Source organism: Paraburkholderia sp. Cpub6, from assembly GCF_014201065.1.
Classification (GTDB): Bacteria; Pseudomonadota; Gammaproteobacteria; order Burkholderiales; family Burkholderiaceae; genus Paraburkholderia; species Paraburkholderia tuberum.
Genome location: NZ_JACHDM010000011.1, coordinates 192,687 through 214,089, shown reverse-complemented (window position 1 = coordinate 214,089; position 21,403 = coordinate 192,687). Strand labels below are relative to the sequence as shown.

Here is a 21,403-nt window from a genome sequence, read left to right as displayed (position 1 = left end):
GCCGCCATGTCCAAGATCCTTTCCTTCAAACTCTGGTTTGCGCTATCGACTGTTGCACTGCTGTCCGCGTGCGCGCAACCTGTGAAGCACGCCGACTACACGGCATTCAAGAACAGCCGGCCGCGCTCGATCCTGGTGCTGCCGCCGACCAATGAAACGGCGGACGTTCAGGCGACCAACAGCATGCTCTCGCAGATGACGATGCCGCTCGCCGAATCCGGCTACTACGTGATACCGGTGGCGGTGATGGACAAAACGTTCAGGCAGAACGGCCTGACGATGGCGGCCGAGATCGAGGCTACCTCGCCCGCGAAGCTGCGCGAAATCTTCGGTGCCGACACGGCCCTGTATTCGAAGATCACACAGTACGGCACCGTGTACCACGTCGTCGACAGTGCAACAGTAGTAACGGCGTCCGCCAGGCTGGTCGATCTCAAGACCGGTGACGTGCTATGGCAGGGTAGTGCGAGCGCCAACAGCAATGAGGGCAACAACAATGCTGGCGGTGGCCTGATCGGCATGCTGGTCATGGCAGCGATCAAGCAGGTCGCGAATTCGCTGACGGACAGGGGGCACGATATTGCCGGAGTGACGAGCTATCGGCTTCTGCATGCCGGGCCGCCGAACGGGCTGCTTTACGGGCCACGGTCACCTCAATACGGCGCTGATTGAACAATCCTCGATCAGCAGGGACTGGCTGTGGCGGCAGATGGCTCGTACGGTACTGGGTTGTCGACGGCACCGCATTTGTATTCCTGACGCAAAAGCTGCCGGTCCCTATGCAGCGGCTCTTCAATCGAGGGTTTTATGGTGCGTGTGGCTTTCTTGCGCGATCTTTCTCTGGAAGGCCATCTTGCTCTGGCGGTCCTTCGATCCGGGCACGGGACGGCAGAGACGATGGTGAGTCTGCTGCAGATGCTCTATCTGACGTACTTCATGCTCGGAACCGCTTGCCCGGAAGCAGACGTCGCGCTTTTTCGCGAAGCGGAGACCGTGCTGGACAGCAGTATCTCCGCTGCCGCACAGGGGCATGGCTGGCAGGTGTCGACGGAACAAACCGTCACTGTCGGACTGGTCGCGTCGCGTTACGACGAGGTGCTTGGCAGTGTGCCGAAATATCGTTATATCGAATCGTGCGACCGGCTGTGCCGGTTTTTCCATTCGGCTGCGACATCGCCGTTGCCGGATAGTCAGTTGCTGCGTAGAAAATAGGACTTGGTCAGACAGACGATGTCAGATCGTCGATCTCAGTGCGGCCACGAACGGTCCTTCGCAGTCGGTTGACGAACGTCTCTTGAGGAGCGACAAGTCATTATTTAACGAAGCGACAGCGATCGATGATTCGTGAGGCAAGCGTGACCTTTCCCTTGTTTGGCGATCCCCATAGCAGAGTAAATTAACCTGCTTCGCCTTGCCCGGCGTTTCCGCTGTGGGTAATCACGGCCGACATTTGGATAGTCGTTCTTTCCAGCCACGCTATATGTGACAAACGACATTGTCACATATAGCGTGGCCGTCTGCTATATAACGAAGAAACATAAGGCAATGCAGTTAAGTGGCAGCCTTGATTTCTCGACTAAATGCGTTATGCCGCACGGCGAGGTGCGGCGTATATTCTCACCGCTCTAAAGGGAGAAGAATTCATGCTTAATGAAGAACTCAAACCGGCGTCCGAGTATCGTGTCCAACGTTCGATAGCCCTGCGGGTCGCGGAAGCGGGGAATGATGCGTTTATGAGTCAGCCAACGCAATTCGATAACGAAGACGAGGCGCACTATGCCGACAAGTCCGGCACGTACACCAAAGGTGTACTGCAGACTGGAATCGGTCTTGTAGATTTGGCTGCCTATGCCTCGTTCAAAAGAGCGCTCGCCAGCGGAACAGCCATGGATTTCGAGCACATTGTCCTGGGCGGAACGAGAACGCAAAATGGTCCGCAAGGTGGACTGGCTTTCTTTCAGGACTGCCCTGACTCCTCACAATTCTCAGTACCGCCGGCCCCGCCTCTGGCAAGCGAGGAATATGCAGCCGAACTCATTGAGCTCTATTGGGCGTCTTTGCTGCGTGATGTGTCCTTCGTGGACTATGCAACTGATCCGACCGCCGCGCAGGCGGTAGCGGAGCTTTCAGCCCTTGCCGCTTACGCCGGCCCTAGAGATGCTTCGAATAAGGTGACCTCGGCCCTGCTATTTCGGGGTTTATTTCAAGGAGAGCAGACAGGCCCGTATGTCTCCCAGTTTCTGCTGAAGTCCACGAATATGGGAGCGCTTCCTGTAACGCAGAAGTACATGACTAACGCGGCAGGGCAGGACTTCATGCTATCGGCAGCTGAGTTCCTTGACGTGCAGAACGGCAAGGCGCCAGTGAATGCATTAACCGCAAGCCCCGCGCCGCTTTATTTACACGATGGCCGTGGACTCGCCGCCTATACACACAGCGATGTACTCTACCAGGCTTATTTCATAGCCAACCTAGTACTAAATTCTTTCCTCAGCGCCAATCCGGCAGTACTCAACCCTGGAAATCCCTACGCGCCAACCCAACCCGGCGCAAAAACTCAAAACGGGTTCGGCACAATGGGGGGGCCAGACATCGCATCCAGCTTGGCGGCTGCCGCATCTGCAGCGCTCAATGCTGTTTGGTATCAGAAATGGTGGGTTCACCTGCGTCATCGACCCGAGTCGGGGGGGGGAATTGTTCACTTGATGAAGACAGGCTCGGGGGGCTCAATTCAGGCTCAATTAAGCCCTACTGTTCTCAACTCTAAGGCCGTGCAGGCATCTCATACGAAGTTCAACAGTTGGCTGTTGCCCCAGGCCTTTCCGGAGGGGTCGCCAACCCATCCTGCCTATCCGACCGGACATGGCGCAGTGGCCGGTGCCTGCATCACTGTTCTCAAGTTCTTTTACGACGGCGCCTTCAAGATTCCAACACCGCAAGTGCCTAACGCTGGCCGGACCGACCTCGTGAATTACGTTCCTCCCGCCGGTGAGCCACCTCTTGATATCAACGGGGAACTTCATAAGCTCGCCAGCAACATTAGCTTCGGCCACGGCATACACGCAGGCATTCACTGGCGTAGCGACACACTGACCTCGATCCAACTGGGCGAGGCAGTGGCCTTGTCTTTTTTGCGGAACAAAGTACGAAGCTACAACGAAAAATTCAGCGTTTCGCTTATGAAGCTGGATGGGACGCAAACCACGATCTCGAACACATGAAAGCACTGGCGGGCGCAGTGCCGCAGGACGCACTTGCTGTTGGCGGCTCATTACTCGCCTGATTCGTTCCGGTCACTGCGCGGAAGGCGTGCGAGAATTCATGAAAGAGAATGATCAGGTTGGGGGTTGTGATGTGATTCCCTTGGCTGTCGAGGCCGAAGTTCCCTTTGCCACAACACTGACTCACGTTATAGACGATGCGGATGACGGGCGAAGGACCGGTTGAATCAACGTAAGTGGCGCCGTTACCCGTGATGTCCCCGCTGCCGTGCGGGTCGTTTCCGCCATTCAGCGCGGTAACAACGATATGCTGCGCGGTGGCCACCGGCGCGCCAAAGTTGTTGTTGACGAGCTGGTTTAGCCGAAACTGGGCGGTGAGCAGAAGGGTCGCTTGGAATTGCATAGGCGACATTCGCCCGAATCCGTCTAGGGGCAGAAACGGGTCGGCTGCCGCCCCTTGCCTCGAACATGGCCGCTGGCGGCCGGATCGGACTGTGACTGTCAGGTCGCGTCTGGACTTATACATATAACGCCCATTCCATCCACGTTCCGCCCGAGCACGCCAGTATTGCTCCCGATATGCAAGCTGGGCCGCTCGGATGGTCGCGATCGTTTTCGTGACATCGGCGATGCCACGCAGAGTTGTACGTAGTGGTGCCATATGCATACCCTCAAGCGGGAGGGAGACAGTATGGTATCGCGAGTGTCGGTTTGTTCGGTCGCGTCCGAGGTAAGGAGAACGTGACGCAATCAGCCATAGACGCCATGCTCAGCGCATGCGGCGGCGGCGCGCTGGGCATCATTCCCGAGGTCATCGACGCCTGGAGGCATCGAAGCGATCGGGCCAACACGCTTGAACCTGGCGAAACCCCTTGCGAACATCGGTCCACCTGGTATCGCGCCGCTCGATGGCGTGAACCTTATGGTGCCCGTGGTGACGCTCTGGTTACTCGCGCTATATTCGCTCGACAAGGCGCTCACGGTCTATATCGCACTCTCGCAGCACGCATCGCTTGCGGATGCGACGAATCTCATCTGGACGTCAAGTGACATGGAGATTTTTAGCGGGACGGTGACCTTCTGGTTCATCGACCGGGCACTCGCGACGCGTCGCACTTCCTGATTTCCCCGCCTGTTTCATCAACACAGCCCCGCTTCGACGGGGCTGTTTCGTTTTTGGAGACACGCAATGATCCTCACCCGCGAACAGCTCGCGGCGGCGGTGCCGCGCGCGAACGTACTGGTATGGCAGGACCCGATAACAGCTCATTCGCCCGCCCCGCTCAATGCGATTCGATCGAGCCGTCGCTGTGCGGATACGTGACGATGCCCCACGCGAGCGGCAGCTCACCGATCTGCTTGAGCGGCTGATAGCTTTTCGCGTCGAGCACGTAGACCGCGTCGGAGCGACCGCACGCGACCATCAGCTTCGAGCCGTCCGGCGTGAAGCTGAAATGCCAGCAGCGCTGGCCGACCGGCACATCGGCGACATGTTCGAAGGTGTGGCCGTCGAACACCTGGACCACCTTGTCGCGCGCGGCGGCCACGAAAAGCCGCTGACCGTTCGGGCCGAACGCGACGCCATAGGGACCAAGCTTGGTGTCGACGGTCTTGACTACCTCGAACGTGTGCGCGTCGATCACGACGAACTTGCTGAGCGACTCCAGCGTGACAACATAATGCTTGCGGTCAGGCGACAGCCGGATGCCGCGCGGCCGGCCACCCGCCGCGAGCTTCACGGTTCGGATCGGCGCGCCGGTTCGAGCGTGATAGATCGACACCGTATCGTCGCCTTCGTTGGTGACCAGCATCATCTGGCCGTCGCGCGAGAATTCGATGCCTTCGGTTTCGTGGCCGCTCGTGACCGAACGGATCACGTGCCAGTTTTTCATATCGATGATCGCGATTTCGGCGGGCGGCTTGTTCGCGTCGTCGTCGTCCGCGCCGGGCTTGTGGCCCGCGTTCGCTTCGGGCTTATTGTCCCCCTTCGCGTCGGGTTTGGCTCCCGGCGGCCCGCCGTCCTCGCCGGGCTCGTAGGTCACGTACGCGTAGCCGTTGCGCACCCGCACATATTCAGGGTTTTTGCCGATCTTCACGCGCTGGACGACCTTGCCCGTGGCGGTGTCGATCACCGCGAGATCGTTCGTGTTCTTGTTGGCGACCAGCAGACGCGTGCCGTCGGCGTTCAGGCTCAGGCCGCGCGGGCCACCGGCGCCGACCGGAAAGGTCTGCGTGAGCGTCATCTTGTCGATATCGATCACGCCGACGCCGGCCTTCTCGCTCGTCACGTAGGCGAGCGGCGCGGCCGCGGCATGCGCGGCGCTCGCGGCCAGCACGAGCGCGCAGGCCAGCGCGAGGGAACGGCGTGGTGGTCGGGGGAAAATCCGTGTCTCCAGCATCGTTGTACTCCGGGTTGATATGGCGGCGCCGCGATGATTCGCGTCATCGTTTCAAGGTAGCCCACCGGGCGATTGTTTGACAACGCGGATCGGCGGGAGATTTTCCCGAATTGCTTCGCGCCGGCCGTCGCGGGTTTGAAAAGCGGGGTCGGCGGGGGACAATGAGCGCGGAGGTGGCGATGATGCTGCAAGTTGCCATGGTGAACCCAGCAAGTCCTACGAATGCCGCGGCCGGTTACCGTCGCGCGGCCATCGTGCTGGGCGCCGTGATCGTCGCGCATCTGGTGCTGCTCGCCATCGCGTTGAGCGCGCGTAACCGGATCGTCGAGCGTCCGGTCGAGCCGCGCACGATCACCGCGTCGCTGCTGAGCCCCGAGCCTCCCGCTCCGGTTGTTTCACCTCCCGCGCCGCCCCCACCCGCCGCTGTCGTTCCGACGGCGCCAACGCCGCCGGTCACGCACCCCGCCGTACGCGTCAAACCGGCGCCGCAGCCTCGCGCGCAGGTGCCGCGCAGTGTGGAAAAGCCTGTGCCGACACCGTCTCCGACACGCGAAAGCACCGCGCAGCCCGTCACGCAGCCCGCCGCGCCATCGGCGGCACCGCAGGCCGCCGTGCCAACAGCCGCCGCGCCGTCGGCGGCATCGGCTTCCGCCGTCCGTCCGGCGGTGCCCGCGTCGACCGAGCCGCGCAACGTGTCGCACGTCGACTGCTCGATTCCGAAGCCCGACTATCCCGACATCGCGAAGCGGCGCGGCGAGCATGGCACGGCGATCGTGCGTTTCGTCGTCGGGCTGAGCGGGCATATCGAAACGGCGCAGCTGCAAACCAGCAGCGGCTCCGCGCGGCTCGACGACGCGGCGCTCGCCGCCGTCCATGCGGGCGCCTGCCAGCCGTACACCGAAAACGGCACGCCGGTGCGCGCCGCGTACTCGCAGTCGTTCGTGTTCGGACTGACCGAGTGACGCAACAGGGTAAGCGCACCGCCAAACAGACCAGGGACACCAAACGAAGGAACTCGCCATGCAACACTACGGACTCGCAAACGTCTGGGATTCAGGTGATATCGTCACGCGCGGCATTCTGAGCGTGCTCGTGATCATGTCGGTGCTGTCGTGGACGGTGATCATCGTGAAGCTGTGGCAACTGATCCGCCTCAGGCGCGCAACCCGGAGCGACGCGCGCTTCTGGAGCGCGGACCGCTTCGACGACGGGCTGCGCAGCCTCGGCCATCCGGAATCGGACGCGCACGACAACCCGCTGCTCGCGCTCGCGCTGGCGGGCCATGAAGCCGCGACGCACCATCGGCAGACGCAGCAGCATCTGCACGACCGCATCGACGTGTCCGACTGGATCACCCGGCGTCTGCAGGACACGATGGACGAGACGATCGCGCGCCTGCAAAGCGGCCTCGCGATTCTCGCGTCGATCGGCAGCACCGCGCCTTTCGTCGGGCTGTTCGGCACCGTGTGGGGCATCTACCATGCGCTGATCGTGATCGGCGAGACCGGTCAGACCTCGATCGACCATGTCGCCGGCCCGGTCGGCGAGTCGCTGATCATGACGGCGTTCGGGCTCTTCGTCGCGATTCCCGCCGTGCTCGGCTACAACGGTCTGACGCGCGCGAACCGCTCGATCGTCGCGCGCCTGAAGCGCTTCGCGCACGGCTTGCACGCGTACTTCGTGACCGGCTCGCAGTTGCCGTCGAGCGCCGGGCCGCAGATGCGCGTGGTGCCGCGCGGCACCAACGCGACGAACGCAACCCGCGACGGAGACCTCGAATGGCAATGAGCCCTTTCTCCGACGACGACGATCAAGGTTTGATGAACGAGATCAACATGACGCCGCTCGTCGACGTGATGCTGGTGCTGCTGATCATTTTTCTCGTCACCATTCCGGCGCTGCAACACGCGGTCAGGATCGATCTGCCGCACGCGAGCAGTCAGCCGGAAGCGCTCAAGCCCGCGCACGTGGACGTCGCGGTGCAAGCGGACGGTAAGGTGCTGTGGGACGGTCAGCCCGTGACCGACGACGCCTTGCGCGCGCGCATCGCGCAAGCCGCGCTCGCGACGCCGCAGCCGGCGCTGCATTTGCGCGCCGATCGCAAGGTGCCGTACGAGCGGGTGGCGATCGTGATGTCGGCGGCGCAGCGTGGCGGGCTCACGAAGCTGGGCTTCGTGACCGATCCGCAGTTGGGCAAATGACGCGGCGCGGCGTGCGTGTTCGGTGCGTGCCGGCACACAAAGTCCCGCTTATCGGCGGCGAAAGAATCTCTGAATTTGAATCGGCGGACGGCTCGGCTATCGTGGTGCGTGTCTGAACGGCACCCCACCCTCGCGAGGACCACACGATGCAAGCCCTCATCTTCGACGTCGACGGCACGCTCGCCGACACCGAGACTGCTCATCTGCACGCATTCAACGCCGCGTTCGCGGAAGCGGGCCTCGACTGGTTCTGGGACGAAGCGCTCTATTCCAGCTTGCTGAAAGTGGCGGGCGGCAAGGAGCGTCTGCTGCATTACTGGCGCACGCTCGAGTGCGAGGAAGCCGCGCGCCCGCGAGCGCGAGAGGCCGTCGACGCGCTGCACGCGCTGAAAACGCGCCACTACACCGAGCGCATGCGCGAACGCGGCGTGCCGCTACGACCCGGCATCGCGCGTCTGATCGACGAGGCGAACGAGGCCGGTCTACGCGTGGCGATCGCGACGACCACGACTCCCGCCAACCTTGACGCGCTGCTGCAAGCGCATTTCGGCGCCTGTTGGCGCCATCGCTTCGCGGCAATCGGCGACGCCTGCACCACGCCGGCGAAAAAGCCCGCCCCCGACGTCTATCGCCACGTGCTCGAACAGCTCGGCTTGCAGCCCGCGGCCTGTCTCGCCTTCGAGGACTCGCGCAACGGCATGCTGGCAGCGCGCGCCGCGTGCGTGCCCGTCGTCGTCACGCCGAGCGCTTTTACCGCGCACGAGGACTTCGATGGCGCGCTGGCCGTGCTGCCTCATCTCGGCGATCCGCACGCGCCGATCGTTCCGATGGTGCGCGGCGAATGGCATCGCTGGGTGGATCTGGCGACACTGCGCCGCTGGCATCAAGACGCCACGCGTCGTCCCGATTCGGCCGCGCACGGCGCACTGAACGCGGACCAGGCGAACGCGAGCGCGTCATGGCAATGAACCGCGACTACCACGCTGTCCTGATCGATCTCGACGGTACGATGGTCGATACCGCGCCGGACATCGTCGCGGCCGCCGGCCTGATGCTGACGGATTTCGGCGCCACGCCGCTGCCTTACGACAGGGTGGCCGGCTTCATCGGCAACGGCCTGCGCAAGCTCGTGCAACGCTCGCTGGATGCGGCGGGCCTCGGCGAGCGCGTCGAACTGGACCATGCGCAGGCCGTGTTCGAGCGGCATTACGCGGTGACCAACGCAAAGCTGAGTCGGGTTTTTCCTGGCGTGATGGCCGGGCTGCGCGCGTTGCAGCAGCACGGGTACCGCTGCGCGTGCGTGACCAACAAGCCGCAGGCACTGGCGGCGGCGCTGCTCGACAAAACGGGGCTTGCCGCTTATCTGGACGTGCTGGTCGGCGGCGACACCGTGGCGAGCATGAAGCCGTCGCCCGAGCCGCTTTGGCACGCGTGCCGGCTGCTCGACGTCGAGCACGAACGTTGCGTGCTGGTCGGCGATTCATCGGTCGATGTCGCGGCGGCGCGCGCGGCCGAGATGCCGGTGTTCATCGTCAGCTACGGCTATGGCAGCGCGAGCGGCGCCGACCTGCCGCGCTGCGACGCGCTGATCGATTCGTTCGAGGCATTGCCGGCGCTTCTGGCGCAAGCGCGGCCGGCATTGCGTGCGTGATTCGAGCCGCTAACCCGCCGACAACAACCCCGCGACGCGCTCCGACTTCGTCTGCACCGCGATATCTTTCGCCGTCATCCCGCGATTGTCCTTCAACGACCGGTTCGCGCCGCGCGCGAGCAACAGCTGGGCGGTTTCCGCGCGATCGTATCCCGCCGCCCACATCAGCGCGGTCAGATCGTTTTTGTAGGTCCGGTTCACGTCGACGCCCGCATCGAGCAACTGACCGACGACCTTCGTTTGTCCCTGGCCCGCTGCGTATTCCATCGCGGTCTTGCCGACGCGATCGGTCGCGAGCGGATCGGCGCCATGCACAAGCAGCAGCGCGACGATCTCGTCGAAGCCGCCATAGGCGGCGGCCATCAACGGCGTGTCGCCCGGCGCGTTCGCGTGCTGCACGTTCGCGCCGCGCTCGATCAGCGTGCGCGCCATCGCCGTATCACCCTTCTTGCAGGCGGTGACGAGCGCGGTGTCGCCGATCCGGTTCATCGCATCGACCGACGCGCCGCGCTGCAGCGCAGCGACGACCGACTGCTGATCGTCGTCCTTCGCGGCTACCAGCAATTGGCGGTTGATTTCGCCCTGGTCCTGCGCGAACACCGGCACGCAGGCACCGAATGCGGCAGCGAACAGAACGGCGCTCGCAAGCGGCCGAATGAACATATCTGTCATGGTGTCTTCCCCGTGCTACTGCAGATTGTTGATATAAGCGGCCAGATGATGGATGTCCTCGTCGGTCAGATTGCGCGTCACGCTGGCCATGTTGCCCGCATCGTTGGTGCGCGTGTGCGAGCGAAAGTCCTGCAACTGCTTGACGATGTACTGATACTGCTGACCGGCGACGCGCGGAATCTCGTTCTGCCCGGAGAAGCCGCCCTGATGGCACATCGTGCACAGCACCTCGGCGGCCTTCCTGCTGCCCGCTTCGATGCTCGCGCCATCGGCGTTGAACCGCACTGGCACGAGCTTCTGCGCGGCGAAGTAGTCGGCGATGTCCTGCATGTCCTCGCTCGATAAATCCGACGCCATCGGCGACATGGGCGGATGGCTGCGCCGTCCCTGCTTGAAGTCCTTCAGTTCCAGATACAGATAGCGCGCATTTTGCCCGGCCAGAATCGGAAAGTTCGGATTGGTCGAATTGCCCATCGGCCCATGACAGGCCGCGCACACCTGCGCTTTCGCCTTGCCCGCCTCGGCATCGGCGCGCGCGCCCGTCGGCAGCCGTGCGGCAATCAACCCGCCGCACAACAGCGCCACCCATGCAGCGCGCGCCACCGCCGCCGCTCCCCGCAGCGCCGGCCGCCTCATGGCACCGCGAACACGACAACGCTATTGCCGCGCTTGAAGTCGATCTGCGTATTGCCGCCCGCCGCGACCGCGATGTACTGCTTGCCGTTGATCGTGTACGACACGGCCGGCGCGTTGACGCCCGCGCCGCACTGGAACTCCCACAGCTTCTTGCCGCTGGCGGCATCGAACGCGCGGAACAGGCCGTTGCCCTCGCCGTTGAACACGAGACCTCCCGCCGTTGCAAGTACGCCGCCAATCAGCGGCTGGTCGGTCTTGTAGTCCCACGCGATCTTGCCGGTGTCGACGTTGACGGCCGACAGCTTGCCCCATTGCGCCTCGGACGGAATCAGCTTGAAGGCGCCGCCGAGCCACAGCTTGCTGCCGCCCGGATAGGCGGCGTCCTCGACCTGGTACGTCATCGGCTGATTCAGGTTGGCCGCGTAGACGAGGCGCGTTTGCGGATCGAACGCGATCGGCGACCACTCGACGCCGCCGTTCGCGCCCGGCAGCATGCGCGCGCCGGCTGCTGTCGGCAGGGTCCACATGTTTTCCTGCGGAATCATCGCCTGCGAGAAGCGGATCAGACGGCCGGTCGCACGATCATGCACGTACACGTGACCGGTCTTGCCCGCATGCACGATGCCGGGGATCATCTTGCCGTCGTTGTCGCGCACGTCGATCAGCACCGGCGGGCTCACCGCGTCGAGATCCCAGACGTCGTGCGGCACGTACTGGTAGTGCCATTTGTACTTGCCGGTGTCGAGATCGATCGCGACGAGCGAATCCGTATAGAGATTGTCTCCCGGCCGGATCGCGCCATACAGGTCCGGCGACGGGTTGCCGACCACGAAGTACACCGTGTGCGTTTTCCGGTCGACCGCCGGCGTCATCCACACACCGCCGCCGAGCGTCTTGTAGAAGTCGCCGCCCTTGTCGGCTAGTTGCTTCTTCTCCGCGGCGATGTCGCGCTTCTCGTCGCGGCCGGTCGCGTCTTTGGTGGCCCATACGCCTTCCTGGCCGCTATCCGGAATCGTGTAGAAGGTCCACAGCAACTGGCCGGAATTCGCGTCGTACGCCTTCACGAAGCCGCGAATGCCGTACTCGCCGCCATTCGTGCCGATCAGCACCTTGCCGTCGACGACCGTCGGCGCCATCGTTTCCGAGTAGCCCTCGTCGGGATTGGCGATCTGGCTTTGCCACAGCACGTTGCCGGTTTTGGCGTCGAGCGCGACGAGCTTGGAGTCGAGCGTGCCCATATAGAGCCGGTCACCCGAAATCGCGACGCCACGATTGTTCGGCCCGCAACAGAACGTCGTGACCGGACCCATCTTGTGCTTGTAATGCCAGAACTCTTTGCCCGTCGTCGCATCGATCGCGTATACGTGATTGAACGACGTGGTCAGGAACATCACGCCGTCCTTCACGATCGGCGCCGTTTCCATCGACTCGTTGACGGCCGTCTGGAAGATGAACGCCGGCCTGAGCTTCGCGACGTTCGTCCGGTTGATCTGCGCGCCGGGGTAATAGCGCGTCTGCGCGTACGAGCCGTTCGGATGGAGCCAGACCGCCGTCATGCTGCCGGCGCGATCGAGCTGATCCTGGGTCACGGGCTGAAGCCTCGATGGCACCGGCGCGGCGGTGGTGGTCGAGCTGTTCTGTACTTCGTCGGCGGCATGAGCCGCGGGCAAGCCGAACGCGAGGGCGAGCAGTGGCAGGCCGACAATTCCCTGAATACGGTTGAATGGCATGAGCGTCTCCTAGCTTTTATTGTTCCTATGAATTGCAGCGCAGGAGTGCGACATGGATCCACGCGGACGACAGCGTGAAAGAGCACGATGGCGCAACCCTCGCAGACAACAAAAGCGTACGACTTCGAATCGTTGTTAGCTTTGTCAGGACGGGTCGGCTTCGCAGAGAGGGGAGAAGTGATGCACGGGTCCGCGGAAAACCGGCTCGTTTAAGGGTAGGCGATGTGTTGTGGATTTTCTAGATTAAATCGTTAAGGAGTGGCGAGCGATCATCGTGCACCGTTGTGGTCGCTGACCGCCGCCCTGGTCGTGGCGTTTTCACCTGGGTCGCTTCGCGTTGCGGCCGCTCGTTGAGCTGATCAGAACCGGCCGCCGCGCGAATCGGCCCCCTGCTGATAGTTCCGATTGGTCTGTTCCGGATTCCGGTTCACCAGCGGGCGCGCGTAAAGTGGGTGATGCAGGCTCCGTACTTCGTGTTCGAGCCGGAAGCAACGCTCTCCGGATGACAGATCGAGCAGGTCGGCAAACCGGTATTGATGCGGCTCTTCTCCATATACCAGACCTTTTTCGGCGAGCCGTGTGAACGGCCCCGAAAAAGCAGCGGCGTAAATGGCGATGTGGTGTCCGTCGTATTCAGGAATAGGCTCGGTCGTTTCCGCGTACAGCAGTTGCTGATGCGTGCCGATATCGATCACCGCGCGGTGCAATCCATGCTTCTCTTCGATGTCGACGGTCGCATCGAACATATCGCGGTAGAAGCGCGCGATAGGCAACGCGCTGCCGACCGGCACGTCCATCTTCACGAACGCGAGGCCCAGATCGATTTCCGACCACGGAGCCGACGCGGATCGATCGAGAGGATCGAGGCACTCGTAGCGGTTGCCCCACGGACACGTCACTTCGACACTGCCTGCGCGCTCCGTCCAGCCGAACGCGGTGCCGGCGAGCAGCGGTTCGACCGAGCGCAGCCGCCTCACCAGCGCTTCGAGCTCGCCGACCACGAGACCGACACTGCCGCGCAGACGTTGCGCCGCCCCGTGCGGCAAGTGAATCTGCGACCGGCCGACGTTGATCCACATATTCTCGACCCCGGTCATCACGAACGGATCGCGCGTGAGCCCAAGGCCGGTGACGTAGAAGGCGGTCGCGAGAATCTGGTTGGGGATTTTCAGGTTGACGTGTTCGAGCAGGACCAGATTGCCGGTATCGTCGTTAGCGTAAGAGTGTTCCATGTGTTTGCCTTGTGCATGAGCCGCGAAACGCTGGACAAATTATGCATCAACAGGGCAAATGGTTCGTGCTCGTGCAACTCGGGCGGCGTGGCGGCGCCGCCATGTTCAGGGGCGTATGAAGCGGCACGCATGTGCTTATTGCCGCAGAATCTTCCACGGCCCATTGCCGGTTTTGCAGACGATCGGCGTCCACGTTTGGGTCTGTCCTTTCGCGACCGCAGTCAGCGTCGCGGTCCGGCAGGTTCGATCGCCGTCCTTCGTCGTGTCCTGCGGCGTCACCGTGCCCTTGATCGAAACGGAATTGCCGGTGCCCGCATTGCTCCACTCGTACGATTCGCCATCCTTTTTTGTATCGAGCGCCTTTTGCGCCGCGTCGTTGAGCGCTTTACGGTCGGCCTCGCGCATGTAAGTAACGGGCGTGTCTTTCAGAAAGTTCAGGTTCGCTGCGTAACACAACATTGGGCTGGCGAGCAGCGCCGCTGCCGCAAGCCACTGCCTGATCGTGTGGGCGTACGCGGCGTCGAGTGCGGGCGCGCCTGCGCCAGGACGAAATTGACGTGACATGGGTTTCTCCTCGAGTTCATCCGCGATTCGCGTCGTCCGCGAAATCGCCGTTTTGCTGGAATGCGTCGACGACGTCGGCCACCGAGCCGCGTCGGCCGATGTGGCCGACACGAACTTCGAGCCCCTCGGCGCGCAGCATGTCGCGCACGTCCGCGTGCGCGCCGACGACCTTCATCGCGGCGCCCGCGGCCTCCAGCGCGCCGTGCATCGCTTCGAGCATGCGCGCGCCCGCCAGATCGACGACCGCCGATGCGGACAGGTCGCAGATCACGAGCCGGACCGGTTCGGGTGCGGTGTGGATCATGCGCCAGATCGTCTCGCGCACGTGCTCGACGTTGAAGTACAGCAACGACGCCTCGACACGCACCGCCAGCACATGCGCAATCGTCTCGTTCTCGGCATGACGTTCGAGATCCGAGAAATAGCGCGTGCCGGGAATACGCCCGAGCATCGCGACATGCGGATGAGCGGCGCGGTGGATGATCAGCAGCATCGACACGAGCACCGCGACGATAACGCCCTTCAGGATGCCCAACAACAGCACCGCCGCGAACGCCACCATCGAAATCGCGAATTCGAAGCGGCTCACGCGCCACACATGACGCAGTTCGCCGACGTCGACGAGGCCCTTCACGGCCACGAGCACGATCGCCGCCAGCACGACGTTGGGCAGATTCGCGAGCAGTCCGGTGAGGAACATCAGACAGAAGCCGATCGCGAGCGACGCGAATACCAGCGCAAGCGCGCTTTTCGCGCCGGCCTTGTCGTTCACCGACGATTGCGAAAGCCCTCCCGCAACCGGGAAGGCCTGGAACAATCCCGCAGCCAGATTGGCTGCGCCAAGACCCAGCAATTCCTGGCGGGCGTCGATCTCGTAACCATGTGCCTGCGCGAGCGCGCGCGCGGCCGAAACGCTCTCGACGTATGCCAGCAACAGGCACGCGAACGCCAGCGGAACGATGCCGTCGACATCGCGCAGCCGCAGCCCGGGCAGACGGAATTCAGGCAAGCCTTGAGGCAGCGCGCCCACGAGCGTGAAGCCGCGGCTGGCCAGCGGCGTGACGGACAACACGACGATCGAGGCCGCGACGACGGCGAGCGCCACCGGACGCCCCGGCAAAAACTTTTCGCCGAGCAGCAGCAACGCGATGCAAACGAGGCCGAAACCGAGCACGCCGAGGTTGGTCAGCGGAAGCTGCCCCCACAGCACGGCGATCCGTTCGAAGAAGAATTCGCCGCCGCCTTTCACCCCGAACAGCTTCGGCAGCTGGGTCATCGCGATCGTCAGCGCGGCGCCCGCCTTGAAGCCGAGCAGGATCGTCTCGCTGATGAAGCTGACGAGCGAACTCAGGCGCAGCAGCCAGCCGATCACGCACATGCACGCGATCAGCACGGACGTGAGCGCCGCGATCGAAGCCCAGCGCGACGGGTCGCCCCCGGCCATCGGCACGAGCGTCACGCCGACGAGCATCGAGATCGCCGAGGTCGGGCCGATCGCGAGCTGGCGCGACGAGCCGAATAGCGCATAACAGAGGCCGCCGACCAGATAGCCGTAGATGCCGTATTGCGGCGGCAAGCCGGCGAGCGACGCATAGGCGAGCGATACCGGAATGCCATAAGCCGCGAGCGTCACGCCGGCGACCGCGTCCTTCGCGAGCCATCGAGGCTGGTAGCTTCGCAGCCACTGCGCGGGAGGAAACGCGGAGCGCCACCCGCGCGCGGGTGGCGTGGAAGAGGCGCGGCCGGTGACGCTGGGTGGATGGTTCAACGTAGCGCCTCGAGTACGGAAGCGGACCTGACGGAAGCACGGGCGCGCTGTACGGCCATCGCCTCGGCCAAGCCGGAGCGGCTCAGAGCGAATCCTTGACGCGCTGCCACGTGTGATCCGGATTGAACTCGGTCACAGGCGGCGCGTGCGCGCCACGGTCCTTCTGGTAGATGACGCCGTTGTTGCTGACCACGAAGGTCATCACGCCGCTCGTGCCGTACTGCGCCGGATAAGCGACCATCGCGAAACCGGCGATCATGTGGCCGTTGATCACGTAGCTGAACGCGCCGCCCGGCGCGTTCTTGCCCTGCCGCGTCAGGATGTGGAAATGGTAGCCCCGGTAAGGATCGCCCGCCGCGTGACCCTTCAGATATTCGGAACTCGCGGCGACGAGCGGGCCGAACGGACTCTCTTCTTCGTCGCTGTTTTCGTCGGAGTGCCAGTAGAGACCGTCCTGCTTGCCGGGTGTGCTGGCCAGCTTCTGCGCGTATTCGAGCAGGCCGTCGTGGTTGCGGTCGCGCGACGCGTATTGACGCTGCGCGCCGATATAAGCGTGCAGCACCTTGATCGCTTCGAGTTCGTTGGCGCCGATCCGTCGATTGATCAGTTCTTCTTCGCCCTGCTCGGTGGCGAAGCGCCAGGTGCCGTCCTCTTTGACGATCGGTATCGGCATTGGCCACGCCTCGTCGCCGACCAGCAGAATCCGCCGGTTCGGTCCCCTGTCGTCGAGCACGTGATAGGCCTCGAGCTCCTTGCTCGCCCTGGCCCAGTTCGCCTCGTTCTCCGCCTGATCCGGCGATACCACGAGGCTCTTGTGCGCTTCGCCGAAGATCGCGACGAGCGACGCTTCGTCGTCGGTCTTCAGTGCGCTGGACAGCGCGGCGACCGCGTCTTCCGGGGTGGCGAAAGTGCGCTGCCCCGCGGCGAGCGCGGCCAACGGAATCGACAGCGCGAGCACCATCGCGCACAGCCGACGCGATGTGGCCACACGTCGCCGCGAATCGTCGCGTGCGCGCTTTCCGGTGATGCTTTGTCCGCTCATGGCTGCTCCTTATCGCCGTCCGCCGCCGCGGCCGCCACCGCCACCGCCGGCCCGCGGCGAGAATCCACCACCGCCACCGCCACGGCCGCCACCGCCGCCACCGCCGGAGAACCCACCGCCACCGGAATTTCCGCCGCCACGCGTCGATTGACGGCTCGCCGCGCCGCGCGCGCTGTTGGCTTGCGCGTCGCGCGCCGAGCCGTAGCCGCTGAACGCATCGCCGCCGCCCCCAGGCGACGCGCGCTGACTCACCTCGCGTGTGCCCGCCGACGCCGTCGGACGCTGGGACGGCTGCGGCCGCCCTTGCGCGCCAGCACCGCCGCCCGCGAAGTTTGCGCCGGCGCCGCCACCCGCGCCGCCACCTGCATAGTTTGCGCCGCCGCCCGCGCCGCCGCGGTTGCCGCCCGCCAGCCCACCGCCCGCGCCCGCGCCTGCACCCGCGCCGCCGCCGCGCGACGGCGGATCGCCGACCCGTTGCGTGCGCGCCGAGCGATCCGAGATACCGCTGACCTGGCCCGGCTTCTTGTCCGAGGTCCACGCGGAGGTGCCCCCTCCCTGCCCGCGACCACCGCCGCGGTTGATGTCGCCCGTGTTGATATTGCCGCGCTCGACGTTCCTATCTCCGCGCTCGACGTTCCTATCTCCGCGCTCGACGGTTCTATCGCCGCGCTCGACGTTTCTTTCGCGGTTGATGTTGATGTTGTTGTTGCCGCCGCCTCCGTAATGCGTTTCATAGTGCCCGCCGTTCCAGGCGGCGGTAATCGCCGCGCCCCAGATCAGCCCCGTCGCGAGCGCGGCGCCGGGCGCGTACGGATAGTAGTAGGCCGGATATGGCGTGGGCGCGTAGGCGTAGGTCACGGGCGCACTGGCCACCACGATGGTCTGCGGGTTGTACTGCGGCACGTAGATCACCTGCGGATCGGCCGGCTGGATCTTGATCACTTCCTTCTCGACGACCACGACCTGCTTGTCGTCGGATTTCAGATGCCCCGCCGACTGCGTTTGCCGCCGGAAGCGCTGAATCGCTTCGAGCACCGAGCCCTGATCGGCAACGACGGCCTCGCCGAGATTGATCGTCCAGTCGAGATCGGTGCTCATGTTCTTGACGATGTCGGGGTAATTCAGCAGCGCTTTCACCGGATCGTGCCACGCGTCGTTGAGCTTCAGCGACTTGTTGTTTTTGTACTGATCGAGAAAGCGATCGGCCTGCACGACTTCCACGGGATAGGTTGAGGCAGGAAGAATGATCGCGATCAGGTCGTCCGGATATAGCGCGATCGGTCCGACGAGCTTGTCGAGCGTCGCCGCGGAAACGGGTGCGTTCGGGGCCGCGTTCGCCGGGGCGTTCGCAGCCGGCGCCTGCGCCAGCGACACCGCAGTGGAGAACGCGCCGCAGCACGCCAGAAGCGCGGCGCCCAGTACATGGCTGCTGCGTCGCGCGCGCTTCGCCTCGTCGTCGAGCGCCGGCATGCGCCTGCGCCTGTCGAGCGCCGTTGCAAACGGGATGATGCGTGTACGAGCACGCGAATCGCGGTCCATCGATGCTTCCCCTTGCGCTTCGTCAGCGGCCCCGGGCTGCATGGCCAGGCGGCAGTCCACGGCCATGATCTTTGACAGACAGTTGTCCGAAGCAATGAAAAAGACCTGCACCTGTTGCATGAATACAGTTTGGAAACCATGGACGAAATTGCAAATACGACCTTGGTCCGATTGCGCGCGACAGGCCCGCGACACCATGATGAAAGCGAACCTGCCATTGCTGCGCATCCACCGCGCGGCAACCGGTCCCACCAGAATTCCCATTCACAGGTGCCGGTGGCGCCCTCACGCCTGAGCAAACAGGCAGCCGGCGACTCGCACCCGCGTGTGCCCACGCAAGGAGCTGTCGTGAACAAGTCTACGAAATATGCCGTGATCGCCGCGTTGAGCGCGTCGCTATCGCTGGAAGGCCTGGCGCAATCGAGGCCGATTGCCTATCCGGCCAGAGGGCAAAGCCCGCAGCAACAGCAGCAGGACGAAGGCGCCTGCTATTCGTGGGCGAAGAGCAATACCGGCGTCGACCCGACCATGGTCGCCAATGCCCCGCCCCCGCCTTCCGGCCCCGCGGTGGGCGGTGGCGAGCGCGTGCAGGGCGCCGCGCGCGGCGCGGCGGGCGGCGCGGTCATCGGCGCGATTGCGGGCGACGCCGGCAAGGGCGCGGCGATCGGCGCGGCGACCGGCACGATGGTCGGCGGGTCGCGCGCGCGGCAGAACCGGCGCGCGGCCGCGACACAATCGCAGGCGCAAACGCAGGGCTCGATGGACACGTTCAATCGCGCTTTCGCCGCCTGCATGTCGGGGCGGGGTTACACGGTCAATTGATCTCGCAAGGAGAGCAGCATGATTAACCGCAACCTGATCATCGCGGCGGCGCTCGTGTGTCTCGCGAATACGGGGTTCGCCCAGACAGAGGCACCCGTCACGGTCAAGAGCGAGCCCGGCAAAGTCACCGTGTCGGGCACGGTCAAAACGACCGCGACGGTCGTCGGCATCGAGCCGGCAACGCGCACCGTCTTGCTCAAGGACCCGAAGGGCAAGGTCGTGCAGGTCGTGGTCGGCGAGGAAGCGCGCAACTTCGATCAGATCAAGGTCGGCGACGTGGTCAAGGCCGAGTATTCGCAGGCTCTGACCATCATGCTGAAAAAAGGCAACGCGCCGCTGACCGCCAACGAAACGCAGACGCTCGAGCGCACACCGGCGGGCGCGAAACCCGGCGGCTCGGCCTCGCGCGAAGTCACGATCATGGCTAACGTCATCGCGGTCAATCACCAGAGCGGCGTGGTCACGCTGAAAGGCCCGCAAGGCAATACGGTGGATCTGGTCGTGCAGGATCCCGAACAGCTCAAGCGGATCAAAAAAGGCGACCAGATGCAAGCGGTCTATACCGAGGCCGTGGCCATCTCCGTGGAGCCGGTCGCCGGCAAATAGCGAGCATGGCTCGCGTCAGATCAGGCGGTGCGCTTGCGCGAGGCCGCTGAGCGGAGGCGTAAAGTCCGCGCGTCGAAAACGCACCGTCGAGAAAACCCTTATCGCATTGGGACTCGCCGGCAGACGCGCAAGGCGAAACTCGATTTCGTGCGCGGGCCGCGTATCTCCCTCTTCCAGGACGACGTTCATCCGGTCGAGCCGGTACATGCTCTTGCGCACGTAGAAATGCGCATCCGGCTCCCCCAGTACACCGCACATCACGTCGAGATGCCGCTCCAGCGCCTCTGTCTTCAGGCCCAACTGGGCCAGAGCCTGATCGTTCTCTTCGATCTGCGCCTGCAGCTTCGCCACTTCCGCGTAATTCGACGTCGCGTCGCTACCAAGCAGCGAGCGCACGCCCGCCCCCTGCCGTTCGAGAATCGTCAGGCGCGTTTTCAGCAGCGCCCTTTCGCGTTGCAATTCGTCCTGCCGCGAGGTGTCGGCCTCGATCTTGCCGAGCGCTTCGAGCACGAGCTGATCGACGATCCGCAACACGATTTGGCGCCGCAACGCGGCTTCGGATTCTTCGCACACGCGCACCTGGTGATCGCTGAAGTTGATGGTCGTCTGCGCGAGATCGGTTTGCGTCGTCTCGCCGTGTTGCCCGACGCCGAAAATACGCCGCTCGTCCATGGCCATGCCGAGCACCGCGAATACCTGATCGGCAGCGGGATGCTCGCTGAAGAACGTGTTCAGCTCGTGTGAGCGGTTGAAGACCGGGCAGACGTCGTCGGGTGTGGCGAAAAAGGCGTGGATATACGGGTCTGTCGCCCACGCCGCCGCGTTCGCTTCGCGCGTCGGCGGCACTTCATCGGCGAGCCGGAGCAGATAGGCGGTCGTGTGTTGCACGGCGGGCCGCAGGCGCGACGCATAATTGCGCGCGAGCCGCAACGACGGACAGAGCCCGACGATCCGCTCGACGATTTCCTTCGTCTGCTGATCGTCGCTCTCTTCGGAAGCGTTGCGCCTGGTCAGCCACCGCGACAGCAGACCCATGCCCGGCTCCCGTCGCCCGTCACGATTCGTCGCGCTCCGGCAGCAGCTGCGCGACGATCGTGTGGTTCTTCCAGAACAGGTTATGGACGCGGTTTTGCAGTATGCGCAGCCCGTCCGTGGGCACGTCGTCGAAGACGACCACCGCGCCTGGCCGCGAGCCCGTGCCGGGCACCCGCTTGATCGAGCTGAAGCGCGGGAACCCGTAGCGAATCAGGAACTCGCCGATCTCTTCGTCGGAGACGCTTTCCTCGACGTTTCCAAGAAACAGTTCAGCCATGATGCTTA

Annotated in this window: 23 protein-coding genes; 11 read left to right on the top strand and 12 right to left on the bottom strand. The window is 63.9% G+C overall.

Going from position 1 to position 21,403, the window contains the following annotated elements; all coding sequences use genetic code 11:
• The first annotated feature begins 6 nt into the window (after positions 1–6).
• The 3 genes from HDG33_RS20290 to HDG33_RS20280 all read left to right on the top strand — a co-directional run bounded on the left by HDG33_RS20290 (position 7) and on the right by HDG33_RS20280 (position 3,221).
• On the top strand, positions 7–672 hold the full coding sequence (locus tag HDG33_RS20290) for a DUF799 domain-containing protein (protein WP_184032467.1): 666 nt from the start codon (positions 7–9) through the stop codon (positions 670–672).
• A 135-nt stretch (positions 673–807) separates the two neighbouring features.
• A complete protein-coding gene (locus HDG33_RS20285) occupies positions 808–1,212 on the top strand; it encodes a hypothetical protein (RefSeq protein ID WP_260330525.1) in 405 nt (134 codons plus the stop codon).
• A 431-nt stretch (positions 1,213–1,643) separates the two neighbouring features.
• Positions 1,644–3,221, top strand: a complete 1,578-nt coding sequence (locus HDG33_RS20280; RefSeq protein WP_184032465.1) for a phosphoesterase — start codon at positions 1,644–1,646, stop codon at positions 3,219–3,221.
• On the opposite strand, the gene HDG33_RS20275 is transcribed toward HDG33_RS20280, so the two are convergent.
• Positions 3,178–3,624, bottom strand: a complete 447-nt coding sequence (locus tag HDG33_RS20275) for a hypothetical protein (protein WP_184032463.1) — start codon at positions 3,622–3,624, stop codon at positions 3,178–3,180. The two genes, HDG33_RS20280 and HDG33_RS20275, sit on opposite strands and share 44 nt — an antisense overlap.
• A gap of 450 nt (positions 3,625–4,074) precedes the next feature.
• Here HDG33_RS20275 and HDG33_RS20270 point away from each other — a divergent pair, with 450 nt between their 5' ends.
• A complete protein-coding gene (locus HDG33_RS20270; protein ID WP_184032461.1) occupies positions 4,075–4,344 on the top strand; it encodes a hypothetical protein in 270 nt (89 codons plus the stop codon).
• 160 nt (positions 4,345–4,504) lie between these two features.
• Here HDG33_RS20270 and HDG33_RS20265 read toward each other — a convergent pair whose 3' ends face one another.
• Positions 4,505–5,620, bottom strand: a complete 1,116-nt coding sequence (locus HDG33_RS20265) for a beta-propeller fold lactonase family protein (protein WP_221311477.1) — start codon at positions 5,618–5,620, stop codon at positions 4,505–4,507.
• A 179-nt stretch (positions 5,621–5,799) separates the two neighbouring features.
• Between HDG33_RS20265 and HDG33_RS20260 the strand changes: the two genes are divergently transcribed.
• From HDG33_RS20260 to gph, 5 genes are all read left to right on the top strand, one after another.
• Entirely contained in the window at positions 5,800–6,582 is a 783-nt protein-coding gene (locus tag HDG33_RS20260; protein WP_260330524.1) for a TonB family protein, read from the top strand.
• Positions 6,583–6,640: 58 nt separating this feature from the next.
• The gene (locus tag HDG33_RS20255; protein ID WP_184032453.1) at positions 6,641–7,408 is read left to right on the top strand and encodes a MotA/TolQ/ExbB proton channel family protein; all 768 of its coding nucleotides are present in this window, start codon (positions 6,641–6,643) and stop codon (positions 7,406–7,408) included.
• Entirely contained in the window at positions 7,399–7,821 is a 423-nt protein-coding gene (locus HDG33_RS20250) for a biopolymer transporter ExbD (RefSeq protein WP_184032451.1), read from the top strand. Before HDG33_RS20255 ends, HDG33_RS20250 begins: the two co-directional genes overlap by 10 nt.
• Positions 7,822–7,967: 146 nt before the next feature.
• A complete protein-coding gene (locus HDG33_RS20245) occupies positions 7,968–8,789 on the top strand; it encodes an HAD family hydrolase (RefSeq protein ID WP_184032449.1) in 822 nt (273 codons plus the stop codon).
• On the top strand, positions 8,780–9,472 hold the full coding sequence (gene gph, locus HDG33_RS20240; protein ID WP_184032447.1) for a phosphoglycolate phosphatase: 693 nt from the start codon (positions 8,780–8,782) through the stop codon (positions 9,470–9,472). Before HDG33_RS20245 ends, gph begins: the two co-directional genes overlap by 10 nt.
• A gap of 9 nt (positions 9,473–9,481) precedes the next feature.
• On the opposite strand, the gene HDG33_RS20235 is transcribed toward gph, so the two are convergent.
• The 8 genes from HDG33_RS20235 to HDG33_RS20200 all read right to left on the bottom strand — a co-directional run bounded on the left by HDG33_RS20235 (position 9,482) and on the right by HDG33_RS20200 (position 18,655).
• Positions 9,482–10,144 carry an ankyrin repeat domain-containing protein gene (locus tag HDG33_RS20235; RefSeq protein WP_184032439.1) on the bottom strand — a complete coding sequence of 221 codons (663 nt, stop codon included), beginning with the start codon at positions 10,142–10,144 and terminating at the stop codon, positions 9,482–9,484.
• A gap of 15 nt (positions 10,145–10,159) precedes the next feature.
• Positions 10,160–10,780: a cytochrome c gene (locus HDG33_RS20230; protein ID WP_184032437.1), complete on the bottom strand. Its 621-nt coding sequence runs from the start codon at positions 10,778–10,780 to the stop codon at positions 10,160–10,162.
• Positions 10,777–12,510, bottom strand: a complete 1,734-nt coding sequence (locus HDG33_RS20225; RefSeq protein ID WP_184032435.1) for a PQQ-dependent dehydrogenase, methanol/ethanol family — start codon at positions 12,508–12,510, stop codon at positions 10,777–10,779. Before HDG33_RS20225 ends, HDG33_RS20230 begins: the two co-directional genes overlap by 4 nt.
• A gap of 359 nt (positions 12,511–12,869) precedes the next feature.
• Entirely contained in the window at positions 12,870–13,742 is an 873-nt protein-coding gene (locus tag HDG33_RS20220) for a VOC family protein (RefSeq protein ID WP_184032433.1), read from the bottom strand.
• A 135-nt stretch (positions 13,743–13,877) separates the two neighbouring features.
• Positions 13,878–14,306, bottom strand: a complete 429-nt coding sequence (locus HDG33_RS20215; protein ID WP_184032431.1) for an RT0821/Lpp0805 family surface protein — start codon at positions 14,304–14,306, stop codon at positions 13,878–13,880.
• Positions 14,307–14,322: 16 nt separating this feature from the next.
• A complete protein-coding gene (locus HDG33_RS20210) occupies positions 14,323–16,074 on the bottom strand; it encodes a SulP family inorganic anion transporter (protein ID WP_184032429.1) in 1,752 nt (583 codons plus the stop codon).
• Between the two features lie 82 nt (positions 16,075–16,156).
• On the bottom strand, positions 16,157–17,116 hold the full coding sequence (locus tag HDG33_RS20205; RefSeq protein ID WP_184032427.1) for a DUF2950 domain-containing protein: 960 nt from the start codon (positions 17,114–17,116) through the stop codon (positions 16,157–16,159).
• Positions 17,117–17,125: 9 nt separating this feature from the next.
• Positions 17,126–18,655 carry a DUF3300 domain-containing protein gene (locus HDG33_RS20200; protein ID WP_260330523.1) on the bottom strand — a complete coding sequence of 510 codons (1,530 nt, stop codon included), beginning with the start codon at positions 18,653–18,655 and terminating at the stop codon, positions 17,126–17,128.
• Between the two features lie 348 nt (positions 18,656–19,003).
• Between HDG33_RS20200 and HDG33_RS20195 the strand changes: the two genes are divergently transcribed.
• Both HDG33_RS20195 and HDG33_RS20190 read left to right on the top strand, forming a co-directional pair.
• Positions 19,004–19,477 (top strand): glycine zipper family protein, encoded by a 474-nt coding sequence (locus HDG33_RS20195; protein WP_184032423.1) that lies wholly within the window; start codon positions 19,004–19,006, stop codon positions 19,475–19,477.
• A gap of 18 nt (positions 19,478–19,495) precedes the next feature.
• Positions 19,496–20,083 carry a hypothetical protein gene (locus HDG33_RS20190; protein WP_184032421.1) on the top strand — a complete coding sequence of 196 codons (588 nt, stop codon included), beginning with the start codon at positions 19,496–19,498 and terminating at the stop codon, positions 20,081–20,083.
• A gap of 15 nt (positions 20,084–20,098) precedes the next feature.
• Here the strand turns inward: HDG33_RS20190 and HDG33_RS20185 are convergent, their stop codons facing one another.
• Together HDG33_RS20185 and HDG33_RS20180 are read right to left on the bottom strand one after the other, a co-directional pair.
• The gene (locus HDG33_RS20185; protein WP_184032419.1) at positions 20,099–21,118 is read right to left on the bottom strand and encodes a hypothetical protein; all 1,020 of its coding nucleotides are present in this window, start codon (positions 21,116–21,118) and stop codon (positions 20,099–20,101) included.
• 19 nt (positions 21,119–21,137) lie between these two features.
• Entirely contained in the window at positions 21,138–21,395 is a 258-nt protein-coding gene (locus HDG33_RS20180; protein WP_184032417.1) for an RNA-binding protein, read from the bottom strand.
• Positions 21,396–21,403: the final 8 nt, after the last annotated feature.